General features: G+C 74.5%; 19 protein-coding genes and 1 pseudogene. 7 read left to right on the plus strand and 13 right to left on the minus strand.

The window, feature by feature from the left end; all coding sequences use genetic code 11:
• Positions 1 to 57: 57 nt before the first annotated feature.
• Both J5Y05_RS02790 and J5Y05_RS02795 read right to left on the minus strand, forming a co-directional pair.
• On the minus strand, positions 58 to 264 hold the full coding sequence (locus J5Y05_RS02790; RefSeq protein WP_210868125.1) for a DUF397 domain-containing protein: 207 nt from the start codon (positions 262 to 264) through the stop codon (positions 58 to 60).
• A complete protein-coding gene (locus J5Y05_RS02795; protein WP_372450450.1) occupies positions 261 to 692 on the minus strand; it encodes a DUF5753 domain-containing protein in 432 nt (143 codons plus the stop codon). Before J5Y05_RS02795 ends, J5Y05_RS02790 begins: the two co-directional genes overlap by 4 nt.
• Between J5Y05_RS02795 and J5Y05_RS31510 the strand changes: the two are divergent.
• Positions 637 to 1,179: pseudogene (locus J5Y05_RS31510) on the plus strand (ATP-binding protein); the annotation flags it as partial. The gene J5Y05_RS02795 and the pseudogene J5Y05_RS31510 sit on opposite strands and share 56 nt — an antisense overlap.
• Before the next feature lie 36 nt (positions 1,180 to 1,215).
• Here J5Y05_RS31510 and J5Y05_RS02800 read toward each other — a convergent pair.
• Entirely contained in the window at positions 1,216 to 2,424 is a 1,209-nt protein-coding gene (locus J5Y05_RS02800; RefSeq protein WP_210868126.1) for a pyridoxal phosphate-dependent aminotransferase, read from the minus strand.
• A gap of 87 nt (positions 2,425 to 2,511) precedes the next feature.
• On the opposite strand from J5Y05_RS02800, the gene J5Y05_RS02805 reads away from it, so the two are divergent.
• Positions 2,512 to 3,150 (plus strand): winged helix-turn-helix transcriptional regulator, encoded by a 639-nt coding sequence (locus J5Y05_RS02805; RefSeq protein ID WP_210868127.1) that lies wholly within the window; start codon positions 2,512 to 2,514, stop codon positions 3,148 to 3,150.
• Positions 3,151 to 3,229: 79 nt separating this feature from the next.
• On the opposite strand, the gene J5Y05_RS02810 is transcribed toward J5Y05_RS02805, so the two are convergent.
• From J5Y05_RS02810 to J5Y05_RS02820, 3 genes are all read right to left on the minus strand, one after another.
• Positions 3,230 to 4,054 (minus strand): hypothetical protein, encoded by an 825-nt coding sequence (locus J5Y05_RS02810; protein WP_210868128.1) that lies wholly within the window; start codon positions 4,052 to 4,054, stop codon positions 3,230 to 3,232.
• Complete coding sequence (locus J5Y05_RS02815) at positions 4,054 to 5,319, minus strand: VWA domain-containing protein (protein WP_210868129.1); 1,266 nt, start codon at positions 5,317 to 5,319, stop codon at positions 4,054 to 4,056. Before J5Y05_RS02815 ends, J5Y05_RS02810 begins: the two co-directional genes overlap by 1 nt.
• 156 nt (positions 5,320 to 5,475) lie before the next feature.
• A complete protein-coding gene (locus J5Y05_RS02820) occupies positions 5,476 to 7,158 on the minus strand; it encodes an IucA/IucC family protein (RefSeq protein WP_210868130.1) in 1,683 nt (560 codons plus the stop codon).
• Positions 7,159 to 7,254: 96 nt separating this feature from the next.
• Here J5Y05_RS02820 and J5Y05_RS02825 point away from each other — a divergent pair, with 96 nt between their 5' ends.
• Entirely contained in the window at positions 7,255 to 8,769 is a 1,515-nt protein-coding gene (locus tag J5Y05_RS02825) for an IucA/IucC family protein (protein ID WP_210868131.1), read from the plus strand.
• A 15-nt stretch (positions 8,770 to 8,784) separates the two neighbouring features.
• Here the strand turns inward: J5Y05_RS02825 and J5Y05_RS02830 are convergent, their stop codons facing one another.
• On the minus strand, positions 8,785 to 9,153 hold the full coding sequence (locus J5Y05_RS02830; protein ID WP_210868132.1) for a YybH family protein: 369 nt from the start codon (positions 9,151 to 9,153) through the stop codon (positions 8,785 to 8,787).
• A gap of 176 nt (positions 9,154 to 9,329) precedes the next feature.
• Between J5Y05_RS02830 and J5Y05_RS02835 the strand changes: the two genes are divergently transcribed.
• Positions 9,330 to 10,238, plus strand: coding sequence for a LysR family transcriptional regulator (locus J5Y05_RS02835; protein ID WP_210868133.1), 909 nt, complete (start codon positions 9,330 to 9,332; stop codon positions 10,236 to 10,238).
• 7 nt (positions 10,239 to 10,245) lie between these two features.
• Here the strand turns inward: J5Y05_RS02835 and J5Y05_RS02840 are convergent, their stop codons facing one another.
• From J5Y05_RS02840 to aceA, 5 genes are all read right to left on the minus strand, one after another.
• Positions 10,246 to 10,650: a DUF7919 family protein gene (locus J5Y05_RS02840; RefSeq protein ID WP_210868134.1), complete on the minus strand. Its 405-nt coding sequence runs from the start codon at positions 10,648 to 10,650 to the stop codon at positions 10,246 to 10,248.
• 48 nt (positions 10,651 to 10,698) lie between these two features.
• The gene (thiI, locus tag J5Y05_RS02845; protein ID WP_210868135.1) at positions 10,699 to 11,970 is read right to left on the minus strand and encodes a tRNA uracil 4-sulfurtransferase ThiI; all 1,272 of its coding nucleotides are present in this window, start codon (positions 11,968 to 11,970) and stop codon (positions 10,699 to 10,701) included.
• 90 nt (positions 11,971 to 12,060) lie between these two features.
• Positions 12,061 to 12,981, minus strand: a complete 921-nt coding sequence (locus tag J5Y05_RS02850) for a 3-hydroxybutyryl-CoA dehydrogenase (RefSeq protein WP_372450451.1) — start codon at positions 12,979 to 12,981, stop codon at positions 12,061 to 12,063.
• Positions 12,978 to 14,576 (minus strand): malate synthase A, encoded by a 1,599-nt coding sequence (gene aceB, locus J5Y05_RS02855; RefSeq protein ID WP_210868136.1) that lies wholly within the window; start codon positions 14,574 to 14,576, stop codon positions 12,978 to 12,980. The genes J5Y05_RS02850 and aceB overlap by 4 nt, the downstream gene beginning before the upstream one ends.
• A gap of 156 nt (positions 14,577 to 14,732) precedes the next feature.
• Positions 14,733 to 16,016: an isocitrate lyase gene (gene aceA / locus J5Y05_RS02860; protein WP_210868137.1), complete on the minus strand. Its 1,284-nt coding sequence runs from the start codon at positions 16,014 to 16,016 to the stop codon at positions 14,733 to 14,735.
• Positions 16,017 to 16,406: 390 nt separating this feature from the next.
• Between aceA and J5Y05_RS02865 the strand changes: the two genes are divergently transcribed.
• A complete protein-coding gene (locus J5Y05_RS02865; protein WP_210868138.1) occupies positions 16,407 to 17,813 on the plus strand; it encodes a short-chain fatty acyl-CoA regulator family protein in 1,407 nt (468 codons plus the stop codon).
• A 163-nt stretch (positions 17,814 to 17,976) separates the two neighbouring features.
• A complete protein-coding gene (locus J5Y05_RS02870; protein ID WP_210868139.1) occupies positions 17,977 to 18,912 on the plus strand; it encodes a LysR family transcriptional regulator in 936 nt (311 codons plus the stop codon).
• A gap of 441 nt (positions 18,913 to 19,353) precedes the next feature.
• On the opposite strand, the gene J5Y05_RS02875 is transcribed toward J5Y05_RS02870, so the two are convergent.
• Positions 19,354 to 20,313, minus strand: coding sequence for a quinone oxidoreductase family protein (locus J5Y05_RS02875; RefSeq protein WP_210868140.1), 960 nt, complete (start codon positions 20,311 to 20,313; stop codon positions 19,354 to 19,356).
• Positions 20,314 to 20,538: 225 nt separating this feature from the next.
• Here J5Y05_RS02875 and J5Y05_RS02880 point away from each other — a divergent pair, with 225 nt between their 5' ends.
• Positions 20,539 to 21,009, plus strand: a complete 471-nt coding sequence (locus J5Y05_RS02880) for a MarR family winged helix-turn-helix transcriptional regulator (RefSeq protein ID WP_307853671.1) — start codon at positions 20,539 to 20,541, stop codon at positions 21,007 to 21,009.
• The last annotated feature ends 21 nt before the right edge of the window (positions 21,010 to 21,030 follow it).

The following is a 21,030-nucleotide window of genomic DNA, read 5'->3' on the forward strand; positions in this document are numbered from 1 at the left end:
CCGCCAGGCTACGAGCGGTGACGGCCCCGCGCCCGGCCGGACGCGGGGCCGTACGGGTCAGTGGCGGGCGGCGTAGGAGACGAAGGGAGCCCACTGCCGCGCGGCGAAGGCGAGGCGGGGGCCCCGTGTCTGCTTGGAGTCCCGTATGTGGATGGTGCCGGGGGTGGTGGCGATCTCGACGCAGGCCGCCCCGTCGGGGTTGCTGTGACTGCTCTTGACCCACCGCAGGCCGCAGCGGTGGTCGGCCGGGGGCTTCAGGCTCATGTCTCTCCCAGCACTTTCTCGATGAAGGCCAAAGACCCCCTGGGCGTGAGAGCCTGCGCCCGGATGATCCCATGGCGCATCTCAAGGACCTGCACGTCTTTCGGATCGGCGAGAACGCGGCTGATGAGCTGGACCTCGTCGAGCCCCACCGTCTTGCCCTCCTTGAGGCGCAGCAACCGGAACGAACCGGCGAGGGCGGCGTTGTCCTCGCGGTCCAACGGCAGTACCCGGATGTCGATGTTCCTGAACTGCCCCGCCTCCAACAGCCGTTCGAGTTGTCGGCGCATCACCATTTTGCCTCCGATGGGCCGACGCGGCGTCGCCTCGTCCTGGACGAAGCTGAAGACGGGCGCCGTGCGTGAGCCGTCGACGATCTCCTGGCGGGCCGGCCGCGCGGCGACCTGCCGCTCCAACTCGTCCTCGGCCAACGGTGGTCGACGCACGCCGAACAGCGCCCACGGGAGTGGTCCGGGCGCCGCTCCCGTCGCGTCCGCCGACGCCCCTCGTCATTTCGCCGTCCGTCGCAGCTCCACCCGCCGGGGCGCCCGGCTGGCGCGGCGTCTGGCGTCACGCCAACTCGATGTCTGGGGATGGCCGTACGACGTGGAGGGGAACCGTACGGCGACCCTGCTGGTGGCGGAGCCGGCCGCCAACGCGGTGCTGCACGGCAGGGTGCCGGGGCGGGACTTCCGGCTCGCCCTCGCGCTGCGTCGTGAAGCGGGCGTCCCCGTGCTGCGGATCGAGGTGACCGACGCCCGGCCGGAGCGCCGGCCGCCCGCTCCCGGGGCCCTCGAACCGCCCGGGAGTGACGCGGAGACCGGCCGTGGGCTGTTGCTGGTGGCCGCCCTGGCGGCCGGCTGGGGGACCGTGCGGGGTGACGGTTGTGGCAAGACCGTGTGGTGTGAGGTCGGCCTTGACCGACCGGCCGCGCGGGCCGAGCGGAGTGGCCGCCTACTGTCGGTAGCCGCTCAGGAAGCGGCCGATGCGGCCGATGGCGGCCTCCAGGTCCTGGGCGTGCGGGAGGGTGAGGATGCGGAAGTGGTCGGGGGAGGGCCAGTTGAAGCCGGTGCCCTGGACGACCTGGATCTTCTCCCGCAGCAGCAGGTCCAGGACGAACTTCTCGTCGTCGTGGATCGGGTGCACCTTCGGGTCGATGCGCGGGAACGCGTAGAGCGCGCCCTTCGGCTTCACGCAGGAGACGCCCGGGATCTCGTTGAGCTTCTCCCAGGCCACGTCCCGCTGTTCGCGCAGCCTGCCGCCCGGCGCCGTCAGCTCCCGGATGGACTGGCGTCCGCCCAGCGCGGCCTGGATGGCGTACTGGGCGGGCGCGTTGGCGCACAGGCGCATGGAGGCCAGCATGGTCAGCCCCTCCAGGTAGTCCCGCGCGTGCTGCCGGGGGCCGGTGACGACCAGCCAGCCGGAGCGGAAACCGGCCACCCGGTAGGTCTTGGAGAGGCCGCAGAAGGTGAGGACCACCAGGTCCGGGGCGAGGGCGGCGGCCGAGTGGTGCACGGCGTCGTCGTAGAGGATCTGGTCGTAGATCTCGTCGGCGAAGACCATCAGGCCGTGGCGGCGGGCCACGTCGAGGATGCCCTCGACGATCTCCTTCGGATAGACCGCGCCCGTCGGGTTGTTGGGGTTGATCAGGACGACCGCCTTGGTGCGGTCGGTGACCTTGGCCTCCATGTCGGCGAGGTCCGGGTACCAGTCCGACCCCTCGTCGCACAGGTAGTGGACCGCCTTGCCGCCGGCCAGCGTGGTGACCGCCGTCCACAGCGGGAAGTCGGGGGCGGGGATCAGGACTTCGTCGCCGTCCTCCAGCAGCGCCTGGACGGCCATGGAGACCAGTTCGGAGACGCCGTTGCCGAGGTACACGTCGTCGACGTCGACCTCCAGGCCGAGTGCCTGGTAGCGCTGGGCGACGGCGCGGCGGGCGGAGAGGATGCCCCGCGAGTCCGTGTAGCCGTGCGCCTGCGGCAGCATCCGGATCATGTCCTGGAGGATCTCCTCCGGTGCCTCGAAGCCGAACACCGCCGGATTGCCGGTGTTCAGACGCAGCACACTGTGGCCTGCCTCCTCCAGGGCGTTGGCGTGCTCGATCACCGGGCCGCGGATCTCGTAACAGACCTCGCTGAGCTTGTTCGACTGCCGGAACTCCATGCGCGGCTTCCCCTCGGGTATCCGTTGATGCTTGGTTTTACCAAGTGAACGCTTGGAAAGTCCAACAACATGTCTAGACTGCGTCGCATGTCACCTCGCCGACGCTACGACCAGTACTGTTCCGCCGCCCGCGCGCTCGACGCCGTCGGCGACCGCTGGACCCTGCTGATCGTCCGGGAACTGCTCGCCGGACCGCGGCGCTACACCGACCTCCACGCCGACCTGCCGGGCGTCAGCACGGACGTCCTCGCCTCCCGGCTCAAGGACATGGAGCGCGAGGGCCTGGCGACCCGCCGCCGGCTCGCCCCGCCCGCGGCGGCGACCGTCTACGAACTCACCGGACGCGGCCGGGCGTTGCTGCCGGTGCTGGACGCGCTCGGCGCCTGGGGCGCGGGCGAGCTGGGGGAGCGGCGGCCCACCGACGCCGTACGCGCCCACTGGTTCGCGCTGCCGCTGCTGCGCGCCCTCAGGGCGGCCGGAGCCGACCGGGGCCTGGTCGAAGTCCGCCTGGAGGAGGGCGACTTCCACCTGTACGCGGATGCCGGGGAGGGCCCGCTGTACGGCGACGGGCCGGCCCCCGGGGAGCCGGGTGCCCGGCTGGTGCTGGACGCCGGGGTGTGCGCGGAGGTCTGCCGCGGCGAGCTGTCGCTGCGGGACGCCGTGCGCGCGGGACGGGCCGGGCTCAGCGGCGAGGGACCGGCCGCGAAGGCGCTCCGCGAGGGGTGAGGACGGCGGAAGGCCCCGCCGGTGTCCGGCGGGGCCTTCCCCTGCGATGCTGAACCGCCTTGCCGACAGAGCCCGTCGGTCAGACGCCCGGCGGGACCCGGGAGGGCCGTCCGGAACCGCGGGTCAGCACGTAGCCGCCGATGCCCGCGAGCGCGGCCAGCGCCGCGCCGATCCCGGTCCACACCCACCGGTCGGACCACCAGCCGGTGGCCCAGCCGTCCTCGGGCTCGATCGCGGAGAGCAGGGCGTTCTTGCGCTTGCCCTCGCCGTCCTCCGTCTCCTCGGCGGCCTTCTTCGCGGCCTCCATGGCGATGCCCGGCACCAGCGGCTCGGAGAGCCGGCCGTCCACCGCGGTGGCGCCGCCCATGTCCTTGGAGTCGACCCGGACCTCGGCGCCGATCCGCGAACCCAGGTCGCCCGTCGGCAGGTTGGCCACCGTCAGCCGCAGGTAGTACGTACCCGGCAGCGGATCGTTGGCCCACGGCTCGGCCCAGGCGCGGACCGTGCGCAGCACGCAGGCCAGCTCCACGCTGGGGGAGCCGGCCGGGGCCGTGCGGATCTGCGCGCCGTACTGGCACGCCTGGTGGCGGCGGAGCCCGTCGTAGACGTCGAGCCGCCAGGTCTGCGCGGCGTGCGACTCCGGCAGGGTCACCGTGGCCTTCACGGTGGCGCGCTGCCCGACGTCGGCCGGGAACGACCAGTACAGGTAGTCGCCGGCCGAGCCGTTCGCGGTGGCCCGCTGACCCTGCTCGATCTCGGTCGCGGTACGGAAGGACGTGCCGGCCAGGGTCGGCCCGTCACCGTCCCCGGACGGGCTCGCGGAGGGCGAGGAGTCGGCCACGGCGGGGGCCACCGCGAGGCCGAGCACCAGGAGGGCGGCGCTCACGCTTCGTATGAGACGCATCAGTTGGTCCTCCAGATCGCGAACCGCCAGCGTGAGAGCCAGCCCCACAGCAGACCGGCGAGGAAGCCGGCGACGACCAGGACGCCCAGCAGCCACCAGCCGCGGCCGAGGCCGAAGGAGGCGACGTCGTCGGCCTGGCTCGGGCCGTCCACCACGTCGACGGTCAGCTCCAGCGGAAGTCCGGGCGTGGTCTGCACGCCGGACGCGGCGGAGAAGGAGTTGGTGACCTGGAGGCACACGGTCTCCGCGGGCGCCTCTTCCTCGTCGCTCGGGGCCTTCGGGTAGCGCAGGCCGGTGGAGAGCACGTCGGTGCGGCCGTTCTCGCCTGCCTCACCGCGTACGATCTCCCGGCCGTGCACCGTGACGGCGCGCAGCAGCACCCCGTAGGACGGGGTCACGGCCCGGTCGGCGCCCACGCTCAGCGAGGCCCGCAGTTCCTGGCCCGGCTTGACGTCCACCCGGTACCAGCGCTGCTTCCCGAACTCCTCGCGGTCGGTGTAGAGACCGGAGGTGAGGGTCGGCGCCCGGGAACAGGAGTCGGCGCCCTCGGTGGCCACCGGCGTCACCACCGGGTCGGCCGCCCGGTCCACCAACTGATTGACCCGGTCGGTGAGTTCGTCGGTGTGCTCGACCGAGGCGTAGGTGCCGCCGGTCGCCTCGGCGATGCAGCTCAACTGCCGGCGCAGCTTGGTGTTCGGGACCAGGCCGAGCGTGTCGATGGTCAGCCCGATACCGCGGGCGGCGATCTCGCGGGCCACCTCGCACGGGTCGAGCGGGGCGCAGGTGTCCTCGCCGTCGCTGATCAGCACGATCCGCTTCGAGCCGTCGCCCTCGGTGAGGTCGTCGGCCGCCTTGAGCAGCGCGGGGCCGATCGGCGTCCAGCCGGTGGGCGACAGGGTCGCCACCGCCGCCTTCGCCTCGGTGCGGTTCAGCGGGCCGACCGGGTAGAGCTGCGCGGTGTCCTTGCAGCCGGTCTGCCGGTCGTCGCCCGGGTAGTCGGCGCCCAGCGTGCGGATGCCGAGCTGGACCTCTTCGGGCGTCGCGTCGAGCACCTCGTTGAACGCCTGCTTGGCGGCGGCCATGCGCGTGCCGCCGTCCATGTCCCGCGTGCGCATCGAACCGCTGACGTCCAGCACGAGGTTGACCTTCGGCGCGTCCTCGCCGGTGGGTTCACCGGCGGACGCACCGGCGGGAAAGGCCACCCCGGCGGTCAGCGCGGCGAGCAGGGCGCAGACGCCCGCCGCCAACCGTTGTCTTGTGATCATCGGCGGATACTATTGAGCAAAGGTGCCGGGCTCCAAAACGGCGGGTGCCCGTTGTCCGCCCCGACGGTGAGCGAGGGCGGCCCGTGACACACGCTCCTTGGACCGTTTCCAACCACCTTGTGACGCATGGGGATGCGGTACGCGGCCGACGCGCCGTCAGGCGTCCGGCGCCGGGACCGGACGGCCCGTCACCGGGTTGGGCAGCTCCGTCCACAGGTCTCCGGCGCGGCCGGGGGAGAGGCGCATCAGGGTCAGGGCCTTCACCGGCAGCGGCTCCTCCCCGAGCGCCCGCGCGTCGTCCGTACGGGGCGCGTCCCGCAGCGCGGGCTCCAGCGCCGCCCGCAGCGCCTCGCCCGAGCCCACCGCGCCGGCCAGCGCGCCGCCCACCAGGGAGCCGAAGAGCTTGCGGCGCAGCGCCACCGGGTCGTCCGTGAGCATCCGGGCCGGCAGCGCGGGCGCCGTCAGCCCGTGCCGGGCGAGCCGGGCGGGACTGACCCGGATGTCGGCCAGGTCCCGGTAGACCAGGCGCAGCGGCTCACCGGACGCGGAGAGCACCACCAGCAGGTTCTGGCCGTGCGCCTCCAGCGCCACGCCCAACTCCAGCAGCCGCAGCGCCACCGTCAGCGTCAGCCGGGCGAGCCGGGCCGCCCACCCCGGCGACGCGGGCAGCCCCGTGCCGGCCAGCGCCGCCACCGGCACTACGTGCTCGCCGGGCGCCGCGTACTCCCGGGGCGACTCGCGCAGGACGGCGGCCAGATCGGGGGAGTCGGCGGTGGCCGCGCCCAGCGTCCGCGTGACGCGCAGCAACCCGTCCGTGTGCGCCGCGAGTTGCTGCCCGAACGCGGACACGGCCGCCGACGAGGTGATCGAGGCGACCGAAATGTCCCGCACCGAGGAGGTCAGCCGGGCGCTCAGCGCGGTCTTGACGTGCGGCCCGCCCGGCACGGCCAGCGTCCGCAGCGACATCAGCGGATGCGCGGCCAGATGCCCGTCCGCGCCCCACCGCACGCGGGGAAGCCCGGCGAGCCGCCCGTCAGCGCCCTCCCCGCCCCACCGCTCGTGCGGGAGCCCGGCCGGCCGGCCGTCCGCGCCCTCCCCGGCCCGTCGGCCGTGGACGTCCTGCCCGGCACGGCCGGCGTCCGCGTCCTCCCCCGCCCGCCGCTTGAGCACGTGCGTGGCCTGCCACGGGTGCACCGGCAGCAGCAGCCGCCCGCCGTCCCGCAGTTCCTCCGGCCACGCCCCGCTCACGAGACACCGGCCCACGTCCACCGGGAGCAGCGCCAGCTCCACCACCGGCCCGTGCTCGGGACCGTAGGCGAGCTGTTCGGCCACCGAGAACCCCGGCCGGGCCCGGCAGCCCGGATGGAACGGATGCCCGTCCACCACCCGCTGCTCCCACCCCCAGTCGGTCGCGGGCCACTCGTCCGGGTGAATCTCCGGCGCCCCTGCCCGCGCCAGCGCCAAGGAGGCCGCGCTGTGCCCCAGTTCGGCGGCGAAGGCGGCCGAGTGCGGTACGGAGAGGTCGGTCATCAGCCGCGCCGGATCGTCGTAGGCGACCTCGTCGAGGTGGACGACGGGGACGTACGCCCCCGTGCGGTACGGATCGGCCGCCGGGCCGCTCAGCACCCGGCCGTCGCGCAGGCGCAGCACCAGCGCGTCCCCGGCCGCGCGGCGCCCGGCGATCCACGGCAGTGGCTCGTGGGCGAGCGCACGCCACAGGCGCGAGAGCACCTCCGCGCGCGCCCCGGGCACCCCGGCCGTGAAGGCCGGTATCAACTCCGGTCGTACGTCGGCCAGTTCGTCGGTCATCTCGGCCTCTGCGGTGGGCGGACGGTGCACGGGCGGGCTCCTCGGGGTACGGGAAGGGCGTCACGGCGGCCGGACGACGCCAGACATACTGATCGTCTCCGCCACTGGATTGACCGTAGGGAACGAGTGGAACGCGTGGATCTCCTGCCCCCGCCCACCGGCGCCGACCCCGCCGCCCGTGACGACATCGCGGCGCGGGCCGACGCCTACGCGACGGCCCCGCTGCTGAACTGCCTGCTGCGCGAGGTGGCCCAGCCCGTGCCGGGACCCGCCGAACGCCCCGTCTACCGGCTCCCGGACGGCCGGCTGCTGCGCGTACGCGCCGGCCGCCGCCCCGCCGAACCGGAGGTGTACGCGGGCGCCGCCTGGCAACCCGTCGGCCACGACGCCCTGGTGAGACTCGTCACGGAGGAACTCCACCGCCACACCGGTCTGTCCAACCGCGAACTGCCCGCCGAGATGGCCGACAGCCGCGACGCCGTCGACGCCCTGCTGCGGGCACGGCAGCGGGCCCTGCCGCCCGACGACCCCTACCTGCGCTCCGAGCAGTCCCTCCTCACCGGCCACACCCACCACCCCGCCCCCAAGGCGCGCGGCGGCGGCCCGCACACCGGCTGGCTGCCCTACGCGCCCGAGGCGCACGCCCGGTTCCCGCTGGTGCTGCTCGGGGTGCGCGAGGACACGGTCGTCGAGGAGGGCGACACCAGCGCCCTGGACGCGCTCGCCGAGGCCCCGCCCGGCTACCGGACGCTGCCCGCCCACCCCTGGCAGCTCGACCTGACGCGGGCCGCGCTGGAGGCGGCCTTCGCCGACGGCCGCCTCGTCCGGCTCGGCACGACCGCCTTCCCGGCCTGGCCGACGGCGGCGATCCGCACGGTGTACGCGCCCGAGCGGGATCTCTTCCTCAAGTTCAGCCTGGACGTGCGCATCACCAACGACATCCGCCGCCTGTGGCGCCACGACCTGCTGCGGCTGCGGCGCACCGACACCGCCGTCGCCGAGGCGTTCGCGGCCATCGGCCCGCCCGCCGCCTGGCTCGACGACCGCGGCTACCGCACCGCCGACTTCGCCTTCGAGGAACTCGCCGTCGTCGTCCGCGACGGACTGCGCGGCCGGCTGCTGCCCGGCACCACGGCGCTGATCGCCGCCTCCCTGGTGGAGGCCGACAGCCCCCTGGAACGCGCCGCCGATCCGGCCGCCTGGTGGGAGGCGTACCTCGCCGCGGTCGTCCCGCCGGTCCTGACCGCCTTCGCCGACGACGGGGTGGTGCTGGAGGCACACCTCCAGAACACCCTGGTCGCCGTGGACGCGGCCGGCACCCCCGTGCAGGCGCTGTTCCGGGACGCCGAGGGCGTGAAGCTGCTCCCGGAGACGCCCCGCGCCGCCGGCTGGGAACGGCTGGTGTACTGCCTGGTCGTCAACCACCTGCACGAGATCGCCGGGGTCCTCGCCGAGCACCACGGCCTCGACCCCTGGCCCGCCGTCCGCCGCGAGCTGGCCCGCCACGACCTCCCCGAGATCCCCGCCCTGCTCGCCTCACCCACCCTGCCCGGCAAGACCAACCTGCTCCTGCGCTGGACCGGCGCCGACGGCGCCGCCTCCCACTACCGCCCCCTGCCCAACCCGCTCCGCGGCGCGTGAGGCCGCGCGTACCCGTCAACCGGCGGCGGGCGGACGGAACTCGGGCTGGTCCAGGACGCGCAGCCAGCTCCCGTCGGCCTGCCGGCGCACGACCTGCGCGCGGGCGCCCGCGCCGTCCCGAGGCGGGGTCGAGGTCAGGGCGAGGCCGCCGCTGACCAGCGTCGGCAGCGGCTCCTCCGGCGCGAAGCGCGGCGCCTGGGCGAGCACCTCCTCCCAGAGCCGGCGGATGGCGTCGCGGCCCGTGGTGACGCGGCCGGGCGGGTAGGCCATCACCGCGTCCTCCTCGTAGAGCGCGGCGAGCCCGGCGGCGTCGCCGGCGTTGGCCCGCTCCACGAAGAGGCGGGTGAGGTCCTCGGGGCGCAGGGCCTTCTCGTTCTCGGACACGGCGGATCGGGTCCCTTCATACGGTCCGGCATGGAGTCCGGCATGGGGCGCGGTACGAGGCGGTACGGAGTCGGTACGGGGTGCGGTCTGGCTCCGGACCCCTTCGCCTTCCATGCTGTGCGCCCGGCTCCCATCAGTCCAATCAATCGTTCTGATCGGCTCTATCATCGAAAGTTATGGAGATCAGGCAGCTCAGGTACTTCCTCGCGGTGGTCGAGGAGGCCGGGTTCACCCGGGCGGCGGAGCGGGTGCGGATCAGCCAGCCGGGGATCAGCGCGCAGATCCGCCGGCTGGAGAAGGATCTCGGTGCGACGCTCCTCGACCGCTCCGGCCGTACGGTCACCCTGACCGCGGCCGGTGAGGCGGTACGCGATCACGCCCGGTCGGTGCTGGCGGCGGCGGACGCGCTGCGGCAGGCCGTCGACGAGATGAACGGGCTGGTCCGGGGCCGGCTCGGGGTGGGCATGGTCACCGCGTGCACCATCACGCCGCTGTTCGACGCGCTGTCCGGCTTCCGCCGCGCCCATCCCGGCGTGGAGATCAGCCTCGTCGAGGACGACTCCGCCGCCCTCGTCGACCGGGTCCGCGACGGCACCCTCGACCTCGCCCTGATCGGCGCGGCCCGGCGTCCGCCCGAGGACCTGGACAGCCGCCTGGTCGTCAGCGAACCGCTGGTCGCCGCCGTGGCCGAGGGGCACCCGCTGGCCGGGCGGGACGGGATCACCCTCGCCGAGCTCGGCACCCACCCGCTCGTCTGCCTGCCGCCCGGGACCGGCATCCGCGCCGCGCTGGAGCAGGCGTGCGCCGCCCGCGGCCTCACCCCGTCCGTCGCCCTCCAGGCGAGCGCCCCCGGCGCGGTCCTCCAGCTCGCCGGGCGCGGGCTCGGCGTCGCCGTGCTCTCCGCCTCCATGGTCGTCCCCGGCGAGGGGCTGCGGAGCGTGCCGATCACGGACGCCGACGTACCGGCCGTACTCGCCCTGGTCGCCACGCGCACCCCGAGCCCGGCCCAGCGGCAACTGCTCCGCCACTGCCGCCGCGCCTTCGACCTGCCCGCGGGCGAACAGCCCGCCTCGGGCGCGAACTGAGGCGCCCTCAGGCCCAGGCCGCCGCGACCGCGGCCCGGCAGAACTCCTCGGGCGGGCGGTAGCCGTGGGCCGTGATGTAGTGGATCACCAGATTCGGCGCCGCGTACCGCGTGCCGTCCGCGCCCGTCACCCGGATCTCCGCCGAGCCGAGCCACACCGTGGTGTCCAGAGCGGGCCCGCCGAGCACCGTGGGCCGGTCGGCGGCGCAGAACGGGCAGAAATGGAAGCCGCGCATCTGGTTCCGGTACGCGGCGGCGAGCACCCGCAGCGCCCTGACCACCCGCTCCTCCACGGGCCCCGAGGCGTACGCGTGCTCCGCCGCCAGCCAGCCGACGTGGAGCGTGCCCGCGTCCTCGTCCCGGCCGCCGCTCGTCTCGTACGCGTAGGGCGTCAGGTCGGGGAAATAGGTCATCCACCGCTCCGTCGGGGCCGGGGCCGGGGCCGGGGCCGGGGCGGGGGCTCAGGCCGGGGCCGGGCAGTCGGCCGCCGGTGTCTCCTCGTCCTCCCCCGGGTGCATCACCTGGGCGCCCGCGAGCAGGGCCTCGACCACCTCGTCCAGGTCGAGGCGCCGCTCGACGGACCGCAACTGCGGCAGTCCGGCCCGGGTGCTGACGCGGGGCGGGGCGAGGAGGGTGCAGCAGTCCTCGTCGGGGAGGACGGAGATGTCGGCGGTGCCGAGGGTGCGGGCCTCGTCGATGATCTCCTGTTTCTCCCAGCCGATGAGGGGGCGCAGGAGGGGGAGGGTGGCGGCTTCGTCGACGGCGGCGAGGTTGGCGAGGGTCTGGCTGGCGACCTGGCCGAGGCTGTCGCCGGTGACGAGGGCGTCGGCGCCGGTGGTGGCGGCGAGGGCGGAGGCGGTGCGGACCATGAGGCGGCGCTGGGCGACGACCTGGAGGCGTCCGGCTCCGGCGACGGCGAGTTGTTTCTGTGCCTTGCCGAGGGCGATGACGTGGAGGTCGCCGGGCGGCTGGTAGCGGTTGAGTTCGCGGGCGAGGGCGTATGCCTTGTAGACGGAGGCGGGGTTGGTGTAGGGGGCGCCGGTGAAGTGGACGAAGTCGCAGGCCAGTCCGCGGCGCATGGCGCGGTGGGCGGCGACGGGGGAGTCGTAGCCCCCGGAGAGCAGCACCAGCGCCCGGCCGCTGGAGCCCACCGGCAGCCCGCTCAGACCCGGCAGCCGCTCACAGGAGAGGTACGTCTCCTTGCGGTCTATCTCCACCGTGAGCGTCACCTCGGGCGCCGTGAGGTCGACCGACAGCCCTGCGACCGCCCGGAGCACCCGGCCGCCGAGGTACGCCTCCATCCGGGACGAGGTCAGCGGGAACTGCTTGTCCCGCCGCTTCACCCGCACGGCGAAGCCGCGTATCGGACGCTCGGCGTGCAGCGCGCCCAGCAGATCGCCCGCGGCGCGCGTGATGCCGTCCAGATCGCTGGGGACGCGTATGGCCGGTTCGACCGAGTTGAAGCCGACCACCCGCCGGGCCCGCTCCACCAGGGCCTCCCGGGGGACCTGCCCGCCGAGCACGGTGACGTTCTGCGCGGTCTTGATCCACGTCGAGCCGCCGATGCCGCGCAGCGCGGTCCGCAGGTTGTCGTGGAGCCGCTCGGTGAACCGCCGGCGGTTGTGCCCCTTGAGGAAGACCTCGCCGTGCTTGAGCAGCACGCACGGGCCGTAGGCGGCGGGGGCGGAGCCGGCGGCGGCCCGGGGAGCCGGCAGGCGGGGGGCGTCGGACACGTGAACCTCTCGGACCCGGCGGCTGGACAACTGACCCCCGTAGCCTAACCGCGGCTCGTACGGGGTCTCCGGCCGCCCGGACGCGGCGGCTCAGCCCGTGGTGTGGGCGTCGTAGGTGTGGAAGCCGCGACCGGTCTTGCGGCCGAGGAGCCCGGCCTCCACCATGCGGCTCAGCAGCGGCGGCGGGGCGTACAGCGGCTCGCGGAACTCGTCGTACAGGGACTCGGCGATCGAGGCGACGGTGTCCAGGCCGATCAGGTCCGCGAGGCGCAGCGGGCCCATCGGATGGGCGCAGCCCAGCTCCATGCCGGTGTCGATGTCCTCGGCGGTGGCGAAGCCGGACTCGGCCATCCGCACCGCCGCCAGCAGATACGGCACGAGCAGGGAGTTGACGACGAAACCGGCCCGGTCCCGGGAGCGGATCACGGTCTTGCCGAGGGCGCCGGTGACGAACCCCTCGGCGATCCGTGCCGTCCGCGCCGAGGTGTGCAGGGAGGTGACGACCTCCACCAGCGGCAGCACCGGCACCGGGTTGAAGAAGTGCAGGCCCACGACCCGGTCCGCGCGGCCGGTCGCCCGGCCGAGCCGCATCACGGGCAGGGAGGAGGTGTTGGTGGCGAGCACCGCCTCCGGGTCCTCGACGACCTTGTCGAGCGCGGCGAAGACCTCCGTCTTGACGTCCGGACGCTCCACGACGGCCTCGATGACGAGCTGCCGGCCGGCCAGCGCGTCCAGGTCGCCGGTGAAGACCAGCCGGTCCAGCGCCCGCGCCGCGTCGGCGGCCTCCAGCCTGCCCCGGGCGACCGCCCGGTCCAGCGAGGCCGTCACCCGCTCCCGCGCGGCACGGGCCGCGACCGCGTCGGCCTCGACCACCACCGTGTCCCGGCCGGCCCGCGCGCACACCTCGGCGATACCGGCGCCCATCCGCCCGCCGCCGACCACACCGACCCGCTCGACGTCCCCGCCCACCCGCTCGCTGTCCCCGCCCACCCGCTCGCCGTCCCCGCTCACGCCCCGGCCTCCGTCCGCCGCACCAGATGGCGGGTGTAGGCGTCCGGGGTGAAGAACAGTGGCAACTCCCCGCACAGCGCGGTCCGTTCGAAGAGCGCCCGGACCTCGGCGACGGGCGCCGCCGGGTCCGCGGCGGCGAGCGCGGCAGCCTCCTCGTCGAGCAGCCGCAGCACCGTCTCCCGGTCCACCACCCGGTGCCGTAGCCACTGCCAGATCTGCACCCGGGCGATCTCGGCGGTGGCCGCGTCCTCCATCAGCCCGTCCAGCGCGACCGCGCCCCGGCCGCCCAGCCAGGCGGCGAAGTAGCGCAGCGCGACGGAGACGTTGGTGCGCACGCCCTCCGGGGAGGGCCGGCCCCGGGTCCGGCGGACCGAGAGCAGCTCGGCGGCGGTCACCTCCACGTCGTCGCGGGTCCGGTCGAGCTGGTGGGCCTGGTCGCCGAGCACCGCGTCGAACACCTCCCGGCACACCGGCACCAGCGCGGGGTGGGCCACCCAGGACCCGTCGAAACCGTCCCGCGCCTCCCGTTCCTTGTCGAGCCGCACCCGGGCGAGGGCCGCCTCGTCCGCCGCCGGGTCCCCGCCCGGCACCTGGGCGGCCATGCCGCCGATGGCGTGGGCGCCGCGCCGGTGGCAGGTGCGCACCAGCAACTCGGTGTAGGCGCGCAGGAAGGGCGCGGTCATCGTCACCCGGGCCCGGTCCGGGAGCAGGAAGTCGGTGCGGTGGCCGAAGGTCTTGATCAGGCTGAACAGGTAGTCCCAGCGCCCGGCGTTGAGCCCGGCGGAGTGCTCGCGCAGCTCGTGCAGGATCTCCTCCATCTCGAACGCGGCGGTGATCGTCTCGATGAGCACGGTGGCCCGCACGGTCCCCCGGGGGATGCCGAGCAGCTCCTGCGCCAGCACGAAGACGTCGTTCCACAGCCGGGCCTCGTACCGGTTCTCCAGCTTGGGGAGGTAGAAGTACGGTCCGCGGCCGGCCTCGATCTGGCGCCGGGCGCAGTGGAAGAAGTACAGGCCGAAGTCGGCCAGCGCGGCGGGCACGGGCCGCCCGCCGTACTCCAGGTGCTCTTCGTCGAGGTGCCAGCCGCGCGGCCGGACCATGACGGTGGCGAGCCGTTCCGGGGCGGCGAGGCGGTACTCGCGGCCCTCGGGGGTGGTGAAGTCGATACGGCGCTCGACGGCGTCGAGCAGGTTGAGCTGGCCGTCGATCAGGGTGTCCCACCGGGGCGCGGTGGCGTCCTCGAAGTCGGCCATCCACACCCGGGCGCCGGAGTTGAGGGCGTTCACGGTCATCCGGCGCTCGGGCGGGCCGGTGATCTCGACACGGCGGTCGGCCAGCCCCGGCGCGGGCGGCGCGACCCGCCAGCCGGTGTCGGCCCGCACGGCGGAGGTGACCATGGGGAAGTCGAGCGGGGAGCCCGCGGCCAGGCGCAGGGCCTGCCGGCGGCGCTCCTTCAGCAGCTCCCGGCGGCGGTCCCCGAAGGCGTCGGCCAGCCGGCCGACGAACTCCAGGGCGGCGGGCGTGAGGATCTCGTCGTGCCGGTGGCCCGCGGGGGCGAGCACGCGGACGCGGTGGGTCAGGGCGGTGGCGGGCATCGGATTCTCCTGAGGGGTCTCGGAGCGGAGGGGGACGGGGACGGTCGTCCGCCCTCCGCTCGGCCGGGGGACCGGCGGAGGGGCCGGTCGGCGGGGACGCCGCCGGTCTGCCGGTCTGCCGGGTCCGCCGTACGGGGGACCGGCCGGGGACACGGCCTAGTGGAACTGCTCCTCCTCCGTGGAGCCGGTCAGCGCGGTCGTGGAGGAGGCGGGGTTGACGGCGGTGGAGACCAGGTCGAAGTAGCCGGTGCCGACCTCGCGTTGATGCCGGACCGCGGTGAAGCCCTGCGCCTGCGCGGCGAACTCCCGCTCCTGCAACTCGACATAGGCGGTCATGCCGTGCTCCGCGTAGCCGCGCGCCAGGTCGAACATGCCGTGGTTGAGCGAGTGGAAGCCGGCCAGGGTGATGAACTGGAACCGGTAGCCCATCGCCCCCAGCTCCCGCTGGAACTTGGCGATCCGGTCGTCGTCCAGGGCCGCCTTCCAGTTGAAGGACGGCGAGCAGTTGTACGCCAGCATCCGGTCCGGGTACCGGGCGTGGATCGCCTCGGCGAAGCGGCGGGCCTCGTCCAGGTCCGGGGTGCCCGTCTCCATCCAGAGCAGGTCGGCATAGGGCGCGTAGGCCAGGCCGCGGGCGATGGCCGCGTCCATGCCGTTGCGGACCCGGTAGAAGCCCTCCGCCGTCCGCTCGCCGGTCGTGAAGGGGGCGTCCACCTCGTCGACGTCGCTGGTCAGCAGGTTCGCCGCGAGCGCGTCCGTACGGGCGACGATCAGTGTCGGCACGTCGGCGATGTCGGCCGCCAGCCGGGCCGCGTTGAGGGTGCGCACGTGCTGCGAGGTGGGCACGAGCACCTTGCCGCCGAGGTGGCCGCACTTCTTCTCGGAGGCGAGCTGGTCCTCGTAGTGGATGCCGGCCGCGCCCGCCGCGATCATGGCCTTGGTCAGCTCGAACGCGTTGAGCGGACCGCCGAAGCCGGCCTCCGCGTCGGCGACGACCGGGGCCAGCCACTCGGTGGTGTCCCCGGCGTCCTCGGCGGTGGCGATCTGGTCGGCGCGCAGCAGCGCGTTGTTGATCCGGCGCACCACCTGCGGCACCGAGTTGGCCGGGTACAGGCTCTGGTCGGGGTAGGTCTGCCCGGCCTGGTTGGCGTCGGCCGCGACCTGCCAGCCGGACAGGTAGATGGCCTCCAGCCCCGCCTTGACCTGCTGGACGGCCTGTCCGCCGGTCAGCGCGCCGAGCGCGTGCACGTAGTCCCGCTCGTGCAGCAGCCCCCACAGCCGCTCGGCGCCGCGGCGGGCCAGGGTGTGTTCCTCGCGGACGCTGCCGGAGAGCCGGACCACGTCCTCGGCGGTGTACGTGCGCTCGACGCCCCGCCAGCGCGGGTCCGTGGCCCAGCGCCGCGCGAGTTCCCCGGCCGCCCGCTTCCTCGCCTCTGCCATGACTGTCACCGTCTCCTCGGTCTGTCGCGTCTGCCAACGTCCGCGCCGGGCGTCGCCGCTCCGGCGCATGACGGGGGCACCGCGTGTCTCGTAGCTGGGATGCGGCCCGCCGGCGCCCCGGAGGGCGAAGGTGAGCAATGCTGCCGACACGGACCGCCACCCTCGCGGGATCTCCGACGTCAGGGCATGGATCGCGCCCCGGTCCGGGTGGGTGTCCGCCGGTTCCGGCGGGCCGCACCACAGACTCTGGCACTGGCACTGAGTGCCATCAAGGGTGGTCGTATGCCACGTTCTGCGAATCTTCCGGCCCGTAATTGCCAAGGTTGCGAAGGCCCGTCCGGGCGAGGTGCCACGTACGCTGAGGCCGTCTGGGAGACCAAGGAGCGCACGGTGGGCAAGACGTACGCGGGGGCGCGGCTGCGACGGCTGCGCGAGGAGCGCCGGATGAGCCAGGCGGAACTGGCCCGCGCCCTCGCCATCTCCCCGAGCTACCTCAACCAGATGGAGCACGACTCGCGCCCGCTGACCGTGCCCGTGCTGCTCCGGCTCACCGAGACCTTCGGCGTCGACCCGGGCTTCTTCTCCGAACGGGACACGGCCCGGCTCGTCGCGGACCTGCGCGAGGCGCTGACCGGCGAGATCGCCGAGAACCGCGTCTCCCCCTCCGACCTGGCCGACCTCGCCTCCCGGATGCCGGCGGTCGCCCGGGTCCTGGTCGACCTCGGCCGCCGCAACCAGCTCCTGTCCGAGCGGCTGGCCGCCGCCCCCGGAGGCCGCGACGGCGCCGGGGACGCGCCCCGCTCACCGCACGAGGAGATCCGCGACTTCTTCTACCGCCGGCAGAACTACCTCCACGACACCGACCTCGCCGCCGAACGGCTCGCCGCCGAGATCGGGGTGCGGCCCGGCGAGACCCTGCGGGCCCTCACCGCGCGCCTCGCCGACGCGCACGGCGTCCGCCTCGCCACCGGCAGCGGCGCGCACCTGCACCACTACGACGCGGCCACCCGCACCCTGCACCTCTCCACCCGCCTGCGCCCCGGCCAGCGCGCCTTCCGCATGGCGACCCAGCTCGCCCTCCTGGAACACGGCGACGACCTCGACCGGCAGGCCGCCGAGGACTTCCCCGAGGAGTCACCCGCCCGCCCCCTGGCCCGCATCGGCGTCGCCCACTACTTCGCCGCCGCGCTGATCCTGCCGTACACCGCCTTCCACGAGGGGGCCGAGGCGGTCCGCTACGACATCGAACGCCTCACCGACCGCCACGGCCTCGGCTACGAGACCGTCTGCCACCGGCTCAGCACCCTGCAACGGCCCCGGCTGCGCGGTGTCCCCTTCTCCTTCGTCCGCGTGGACCGGGCCGGCAACATGTCCAAGCGCCAGTCCGCGACCGGCTTCCACTTCTCCCGGGCCGGCGGCACCTGCCCGCTGTGGAACGTCTACGAGGCGTTCGCCGCCCCCGGCCGCATCCACGTCCAGATCGCCGTGATGCCGGACGGCCGGCGCTACCTGTGGACCGCCCGCGCGATCACCCGGCTCCGGGGCGGCTGGGGCGAGCCGGGCAAGACGTACGCCATCGGCCTCGGCTGCGAGATCCGCCACGCCCACCGGCTCGTCTACTCCGCGGGCCTGGACCTCGACAACGCCGCCGCGGCCACCCCCATCGGCATGGGCTGCCGGGTCTGCGAACGCCTCGACTGCCCCCAGCGCGCCGCGCCCCCGCTCGGCCGGCCGCTGCGCGTCGACCAGAACACCAGCACCTTCGTCCCCTACCCCGTCGCCGACGACCCGGCGTAGGCGCCGGGCCCGACGCGTTGCGCCCGGCGCCCGGCATCCGCCCGCCTCCGGCCCGCTGTTCCCCGCGCCGACCGGCACCTACCATGCCAGGACGCGATGCCGCCTGGCATCCGCGAGGGGCGGGGCAGGGGCACCCGCCCGCCGAGCCGCGGGGAGGCCGGGCGTGCAACTGCGCCAACTGGAATACCTGGTGGCCCTCGCCCGCGAGCGGCACTTCGCCCGCGCGGCGGCGGCCTGTTACGTCTCCCAGCCCTCGCTCTCCGCCGCGATACGCCGCCTCGAACAGGAACTCAAGGTGCCGATCGTGCGGCGCGGCCGGCGCTACGAGGGCCTCACCCCCGAGGGCGAGGTGGTCCTCGCCTGGGCGCACCGCATGCTCGCCGAAGGCGACGCCCTGCGCCAGGAGTTGTCCGCCCTCGGCGACGGGCTGGAGGGCACCCTGCGGCTCGGCGTCGTACCGACCGCGCTGCCCGCCGCCTCGCTGCTGACCACGCCCTTCTGCGAACGCCACCCCCGCGCCCGGGTGAGCGTCGAGTCGCTGTCCTCCGCCGACATCGCCCAGGGGCTGGCCGACTTCGAGCTGGACGCGGCGATGACCTACCTCGACGACGCCTTCCCCCGCGCCGTGCGCCGGCTCCCGCTCTACGAGGAGCGGTACGTGCTGCTGACCCCGGTCGACGGCCCCCTCGGCGAGGCGGGGACGGTGACGTGGGCGCAGGCCGCGGGCGTGCCGCTGTGCCTGCTCAACTCCCGGATGCGCAACCGCCGCATCATCGACGGGTGCTTCGCCGCCGACGGTGCGGCGGCGGCCCCCGCGATCGAGTCGGACAGCGTGGCCGGCCTGTACGCGCATCTGCCGGTCGGGCGCTGGTCGAGCGTCATCTCGCACGCCTGGCTGCACACCTTCGGCGTGCCGGAGGGCATGCGGGTGGTGCCGCTGGACGGGCCCGCGCGGGGGCCGCGGGTGGGGCTGGTGACCGGCCCCGACGATCCGCCGTCCGTCCTCGCCGCGGCCCTGCTGACCGAGGCCCGCCGGGCGGGCGTCCGGGAGTCGCTGGACGTCCTGCTGCGCCGCTACCTCGGCGGCCGGGGCGGCTGATAGCCCCCGGCTATCGCGGCATAACGACATTCGCTTTGACCGCCGGCCCGGCCGTGGCGCACGGTGGGTCCACCACCCCGATCATCGCCGGACCTTCCCCGCCCCGCTCACCCAGCCACCGGGCCTCCCCGCCCGGTTCACCCACCGGGCCTCCCCGCCCCTGCCGGCCACCGGGGCCTCCCCGCCCCGGACGCCCGGCGCCGACGCCCCGACGCCCGTCCCCGATGCCCCGGCGCCGACGTCTCCGTCGGCCGTCCGGTGCCCTGTGACCGGGGAGGCCACCGCTCCCAGGGCACCCGCCCCGGTGCTCTTCGGACGGTGACCTCCCCCCGGCCCCCGCGCCCCGCGCCGTTCCCGCGGGGCGCGGCGCTCCCGGCCACGGCCGGCCGTCCCCTCTCCCGTACCGGCCCGCCCCGCACGGGAGAGGGGAGGACGGCCGCGTCAGGGGGTCAGGACGATGCGGCTGCCCGGCGCGGTGGAGGTGGTCCACGCCTTTTCGACCTGGCTCAGCGGGAGGGGCAGCGGGTCCACGGCGAGGGAGCCGGACACGATCTCCCCGGCGAGGGAGGGCAGTTCGGCGAGGATTCCCGCCGCGGTCACGGAGCCCTGGCCACTGCCCATGACGGTGAGATCGGCGGCCCGCAGCACGAACGAGGGCAGAGTGATCTCCCGTCCGGCCATCGAGCCGACCTGGACCCACTTCAGGGACTTCGCGCGGTCGGCGCGGGCCCTGAGGAGGGCGGGCATCGCCAGCTCGGTGGGCCCGCCCCACAGGTAGTCGATGACCACATCCACGTCACCGGCGGCCCGTCCGAGGTGCTCGGAGACGTCCTGGGCCTCTCCGTCGAGGCTGACCACGGCGTCGGCACCGAGGCCCCCCAGCAGGCCGAGGCGCCGGGGGTCCCGGCCCGCGCCGACGACGCGGGAGGCGCCGAGGTGCCTGGCGATCTGGACGGCGAGCAGCCCCGCGTTGCCGGTGGCGCCCAGGACGAGAACCGAACCCCCGGCCCGGAAGGCGGCGCGGCGCCGGAGTGCCACCCAGGAGGACATGCCGGGGTTCATCGCGGCGGCCACCGCGACCGGGTCGGTGCCCTCGGGCAGGGTGATGGCGCGGCGCCGGTCCACGACGGCCTGTTCGGCCATGGTGCCCAGCGCGCCGTCGTCGGCGACGAAGTAGAGGAGCTCGCCCCGCGGGGTCCGGCCGACGCCGTCGATCCCCGGGATCATCGGCAGCGCGCCGTCGGACGTGTAGTGGGTGCCGTCGGCGGCCGAGCGGACCCGGGGATGCAGGCCGACGGCGAGGACGTCGACCAGCACCTCGTCGGCGGCCGAGGGCCGGGGGGTGGGGAACTCCTCGAAGCGGGGCGGGGTGTCGAAGGACCGGACGACTGCCGCGTACATGAGACCTCTCCTGATCCGTTGTCTCTTCGGTCCCGGTCCTCTTTGTGTCCCGTGTGTCCCGCCTCGGCGGAACGGGAAACGCATCCGGCCAGAACTGGTTTGTGGAACGTACTATCCGAAGATAGTTTGCATCACGTACTATGTCAACGGCCTCGGGGGTGGTTCGCGGTACGTACTACTTGCGTAGAGTCCGTGTCACGTACCAGCCGTGCCGGAGGTAGTCCCGTGAGCCAGAGCCCCCCACCCGACCGCGACCCGGTGGACGACGAACCACTGAGCACCATGGACGCCCTGGTCCAGATGTCCTTCCTGGTGCAGGGCGTCCTCGCGCGCGCCGGCGCGGAGGAGGGGCTCTCCCTGATCCAGGTCCGCCTGCTCGGGATTCTGCGGGACCGTACCTGCCAGAGCCTGGAACTGGCCCGCTACGTGGGCCTGGACAAGTCCTCCATGACCGGGCTGGTGACCCGCGCGCAGCAGCGGGGCCTCGTGAGGCGGACGCCCTCCCCCCACGACGGCCGCGCCGTCCTGGTCTCGCTCACCCCGCTCGGCCGGGAGGTCACCGACCGGTGCGGCGCGGAGATCGCCCGGCGGATCGACGGCCTCACCGAGGGGCTGACCGCCGCCGAGCACGCCCTGATCCGGACCGTGGCCCGCAAACTCCTGCCCGGCACCCCGCCCGCTCACGACCCGCGTTGAGCGCCGGCCTCACAGAAGCTT

It is taken from the genome of Streptomyces tagetis (assembly GCF_018069565.1).
Taxonomy (GTDB): domain Bacteria; phylum Actinomycetota; class Actinomycetes; order Streptomycetales; family Streptomycetaceae; genus Streptomyces; species Streptomyces tagetis.